Below are 5,553 nucleotides of genomic sequence, written 5' to 3' on the forward strand. Positions count from 1 at the left end.
GGTCCGTTAACGTGAAATGGCCACCCAGCTTTGGGTGGCCATTTCATGAAAGAAGTCCGGCGGTGTCCTACTCTCCCACAGGGTCCCCCCTGCAGTACCATCGGCGCTGAGAGGCTTAGCTTCCGGGTTCGGAATGGGACCGGGCGTTTCCCTCTCGCTATGGCCGCCGAAACACTATTGATGTTTCAGTCTGCACAAACAAAAGTCTATTGTTGGTGCGGTTCTCGACCGTACATCGAGAACCACTCAGTGGACGCAAGCACCATAAACGGTGTGTTATCAAGTCATCGGCTTATTAGTACCGGTCAGCTTCACGCGTTACCGCGCTTCCACATCCGGCCTATCAACCCAGTAGTCTGGCTGGGAGCCTCTCGCCCGAAGGCATGGAAGTCTCATCTTGAGGCCGGCTTCCCGCTTAGATGCTTTCAGCGGTTATCCATCCCGAACGTAGCTAATCAGCGGTGCTCCTGGCGGAACAACTGACACACCAGAGGTTCGTCCAACCCGGTCCTCTCGTACTAGGGTCAGATCCTCTCAAACTTCCTACGCGCGCAGCGGATAGGGACCGAACTGTCTCACGACGTTCTAAACCCAGCTCGCGTACCGCTTTAATGGGCGAACAGCCCAACCCTTGGGACCTACTCCAGCCCCAGGATGCGACGAGCCGACATCGAGGTGCCAAACCATGCCGTCGATATGGACTCTTGGGCAAGATCAGCCTGTTATCCCCGAGGTACCTTTTATCCGTTGAGCGACAGCGCTTCCACAAGCCACTGCCGGATCACTAGTCCCGACTTTCGTCCCTGCTCGACCTGTCAGTCTCACAGTCAAGCTCCCTTGTGCACTTACACTCGACACCTGATTGCCAACCAGGTTGAGGGAACCTTTGGGCGCCTCCGTTACTTTTTGGGAGGCAACCGCCCCAGTTAAACTACCCACCAGGCACTGTCCCTGAACCGGATTACGGTTCGAAGTTAGATATCCAGAGTGACCAGAGTGGTATTTCAACAATGACTCCACGGTAACTGGCGTCACCGCTTCAAAGTCTCCCACCTATCCTACACAAGCCACACCGAACACCAATACCAAGCTGTAGTAAAGGTCACGGGGTCTTTCCGTCCTGCTGCGCGTAACGAGCATCTTTACTCGTAATGCAATTTCGCCGAGTTCGCGGTTGAGACAGTTGGGAAGTCGTTACGCCATTCGTGCAGGTCGGAACTTACCCGACAAGGAATTTCGCTACCTTAGGATGGTTATAGTTACCACCGCCGTTTACTGGGGCTTAAATTCTCAGCTTCGCCTTGCGGCTAACCGGTCCTCTTAACCTTCCAGCACCGGGCAGGCGTCAGTCCGTATACATCGTCTTGCGACTTGGCACGGACCTGTGTTTTTAGTAAACAGTCGCTACCCACTAGTCTCTGCGGCCTCCAAACGCTTTCGGAGCAAGTCCTAATACGTCGAAGGCCCCCCTTCTCCCGAAGTTACGGGGGCATTTTGCCGAGTTCCTTAACCACGATTCTCTCGATCTCCTTGGTATTCTCTACCTGACCACCTGAGTCGGTTTGGGGTACGGGCGGCTAGAACCTCGCGTCGATGCTTTTCTTGGCAGCATAGGATCACCCACTTTTTATCCGCATCGTGTCTCAGCCTGTGTGAGCTGCGGATTTGCCTACAGCTCGGCCTACGCACTTGCCCCGGGACAACCATCGCCCGGGATGGGCTACCTTCCTGCGTCACACCTGTTAATACGCTAACCGCACCAGAATGGGGTCGTGCGCTAGGCCCAGAGCGTCACCCCGAAGGGATCAGTCACTGGGATTCAGACACTTAGCACTACTGGATTAGCTTGGGCGGTTCTTCGCCGGTACGGGAATATCAACCCGTTGTCCATCGACTACGCCTGTCGGCCTCGCCTTAGGTCCCGACTTACCCAGGGAAGATTAGCTTGACCCTGGAACCCTTGGTCTTTCGGAGGACGTGTTTCTCACACGTCTTTCGCTACTCATGCCTGCATTCTCACTCGTGTAGCCTCCACGGCTGGATCACTCCGCCGCTTCGCTGGCCACACGACGCTCTCCTACCCATCAACACGGCTGGACCACGAAGGCCTACCAATAATGTCAATGCCACAACTTCGGTGGCGTGCTTGAGCCCCGTTACATTGTCGGCGCGGAATCACTTGACCAGTGAGCTATTACGCACTCTTTCAAGGGTGGCTGCTTCTAAGCCAACCTCCTGGTTGTCTAAGCAACTCCACATCCTTTCCCACTTAGCACGCGCTTAGGGACCTTAGTTGGTGGTCTGGGTTGTTTCCCTCTCGACTATGAAGCTTATCCCCCACAGTCTCACTGCTGCGCTCTCACTTACCGGCATTCGGAGTTTGGCTGACGTCAGTAACCTTGTAGGGCCCATCGGCCATCCAGTAGCTCTACCTCCGGCAAGAAACACGCAACGCTGCACCTAAATGCATTTCGGAGAGAACCAGCTATCACGAAGTTTGATTGGCCTTTCACCCCTATCCACAGCTCATCCCCTCAGTTTTCAACCTAAGTGGGTTCGGTCCTCCACGACGTCTTACCGTCGCTTCAACCTGGCCATGGATAGATCACTTCGCTTCGGGTCTAGGACACGCGACTGAATCGCCCTATTCAGACTCGCTTTCGCTACGGCTACCCCACACGGGTTAACCTCGCCACGTATCGCTAACTCGCAGGCTCATTCTTCAAAAGGCACGCTGTCACCCCTACTAAGGAGGCTCCAACGGTTTGTAAGCAAACGGTTTCAGGTACTATTTCACTCCCCTCCCGGGGTACTTTTCACCTTTCCCTCACGGTACTTGTCCGCTATCGGTCATCTGGGAGTATTTAGGCTTATCAGGTGGTCCTGACAGATTCACACGGGATTTCTCGGGCCCCGTGCTACTTGGGATACTCTTCGCGTCAAGAGAGGCATTTCGACTACGGGGTTGGCACCCTCTATGACCCGCCTTTCAATGCGGTTCGTCTATACCTTCTTGTAACGCCGACAATTCGGCAGAACTGTCAGAAAAGTCCCACAACCCCGAATACGCAACTCCTGCCGGATATCACACGTACTCGGTTTAGCCTGTTCCGGTTTCGCTCGCCACTACTAACGGAATCGCGGTTGCTTTCTCTTCCTGTGGGTACTGAGATGTTTCACTTCCCCACGTTCCCTCTACCCGCCCTATATATTCAGGCGGGAGTCACTAGGTCGGCACGCCGCCCAGCGGGGTTTCCCCATTCGGACACCCTCGGATCAAAGTGTGCTTATCCACTCCCCGAGGCTTATCGCAGATTGCTACGTCCTTCTTCGGCTCCAGATGCCAAGGCATCCACCGTTTGCTCTTAAAGACTTGAAATCACATGAGTTTGAATCGTTTCCGGATCACCACACCCGAAGGCATGGATCTCGAAATTGACTAATGATCTTTAAGATCATCTATTACAAGACAACCCCCAAAAGGGATCATCTTGAAGATGCTCGCGTCCACTGTGTAGTTCTCAAAGTACGGGCGGTACCCTCCCCGCTGCCGGCCAACCGCCGACATCAGAAAAGGGCCCAGAGGATCCAGCTGCGCTCCAATCCGAAGACCAAGCGCATCCGGTCCCTCAGGACCCAACAGCGTGCATGTGCCAGAAGCCTCACCCGAACCGTTCCCACAGCAAGCTGCGTACTAGATTCACGATCAACCGATCCGGCACCAAGTCAAATGTTCCACCCATGAGCTAACCAGCTGAGACATTCGCTCAGATCTGGCGCCTGGACACCCCGAAGAGTGCCAGATGCTCCTTAGAAAGGAGGTGATCCAGCCGCACCTTCCGGTACGGCTACCTTGTTACGACTTAGTCCTAATTACCGATCCCACCTTCGACGGCTCCCTCCACAAGGGTTAGGCCACCGGCTTCAGGTGTTACCGACTTTCATGACTTGACGGGCGGTGTGTACAAGACCCGGGAACGTATTCACCGCAGCGTTGCTGATCTGCGATTACTAGCGACTCCGACTTCATGAGGTCGAGTTGCAGACCTCAATCCGAACTGGGACCGGCTTTTTGGGATTCGCTCCACCTTACGGTATTGCAGCCCTTTGTACCGGCCATTGTAGCATGCGTGAAGCCCAAGACATAAGGGGCATGATGATTTGACGTCATCCCCACCTTCCTCCGAGTTGACCCCGGCAGTATCCCATGAGTTCCCACCATTACGTGCTGGCAACATAGAACGAGGGTTGCGCTCGTTGCGGGACTTAACCCAACATCTCACGACACGAGCTGACGACAACCATGCACCACCTGTTTACGAGTGTCCAAAGAGTTCTACATTTCTGCAGCGTTCTCGTATATGTCAAGCCTTGGTAAGGTTCTTCGCGTTGCATCGAATTAATCCGCATGCTCCGCCGCTTGTGCGGGTCCCCGTCAATTCCTTTGAGTTTTAGCCTTGCGGCCGTACTCCCCAGGCGGGGAACTTAATGCGTTAGCTGCGTCACGGAATCCGTGGAATGGACCCCACAACTAGTTCCCAACGTTTACGGGGTGGACTACCAGGGTATCTAAGCCTGTTTGCTCCCCACCCTTTCGCTCCTCAGCGTCAGTTACGGCCCAGAGATCTGCCTTCGCCATCGGTGTTCCTCCTGATATCTGCGCATTCCACCGCTACACCAGGAATTCCAATCTCCCCTACCGCACTCTAGTCTGCCCGTACCCACTGCAGACCCGAGGTTGAGCCTCGGGATTTCACAGCAGACGCGACAAACCGCCTACGAGCTCTTTACGCCCAATAATTCCGGATAACGCTTGCACCCTACGTATTACCGCGGCTGCTGGCACGTAGTTAGCCGGTGCTTTTTCTGCAGGTACCGTCACTTTCGCTTCTTCCCTGCTAAAAGAGGTTTACAACCCGAAGGCCGTCGTCCCTCACGCGGCGTTGCTGCATCAGGCTTGCGCCCATTGTGCAATATTCCCCACTGCTGCCTCCCGTAGGAGTCTGGGCCGTGTCTCAGTCCCAGTGTGGCCGGTCACCCTCTCAGGCCGGCTACCCGTCGACGCCTTGGTGAGCCATTACCTCACCAACAAGCTGATAGGCCGCGAGCTCATCCCTGACCGAAAAATCTTTCCAACTGCTAGCCATGCGGCTGCAGCTCGTATCCAGTATTAGACGCCGTTTCCAGCGCTTATCCCAGAGTCAGGGGCAGATTGCTCACGTGTTACTCACCCGTTCGCCACTGATCCAAGAAGCAAGCTTCTCTTCACCGTTCGACTTGCATGTGTTAAGCACGCCGCCAGCGTTCATCCTGAGCCAGGATCAAACTCTCCGTAAAAGAAATTTGCTGCGATAAGACCGGAATAGGCCCCACCGAGCGAGTTTGAACTGACCAAAATGGATGTCATTGCTGACTTATCCGATGCCAGCCCCCCAAAAAAAGAAGAACTGGACTTTTGATCCAAAGGAATCTCACTGATCAGAAAAACTGACCACGAGGTAATTTGGCATTTGACAAGTGCACGCTGTTGAGTTCTCAAGGATCGGATGCTCC

The 5,553-nt window shown here is 54.6% G+C and carries 3 rRNA genes; all 3 read right to left on the minus strand.

Annotated elements, in window-relative coordinates:
- Positions 1-54 precede the first annotated feature (54 nt).
- Positions 55-171 (minus strand): 5S ribosomal RNA (gene rrf / locus MJ607_RS19730).
- 104 nt (positions 172-275) lie between these two features.
- Positions 276-3,379: ribosomal RNA gene (locus MJ607_RS19735) — 23S ribosomal RNA — on the minus strand.
- A gap of 435 nt (positions 3,380-3,814) precedes the next feature.
- Positions 3,815-5,337: ribosomal RNA gene (locus tag MJ607_RS19740) — 16S ribosomal RNA — on the minus strand.
- The 16S, 23S and 5S rRNA genes sit together here, the layout of an rRNA operon.
- Between the last annotated feature and the right edge of the window lie 216 nt (positions 5,338-5,553).

The sequence above is a fragment of the Microbacterium sp. SS28 genome, from assembly GCF_022761035.1.
Taxonomy (GTDB): domain Bacteria; phylum Actinomycetota; class Actinomycetes; order Actinomycetales; family Microbacteriaceae; genus Microbacterium.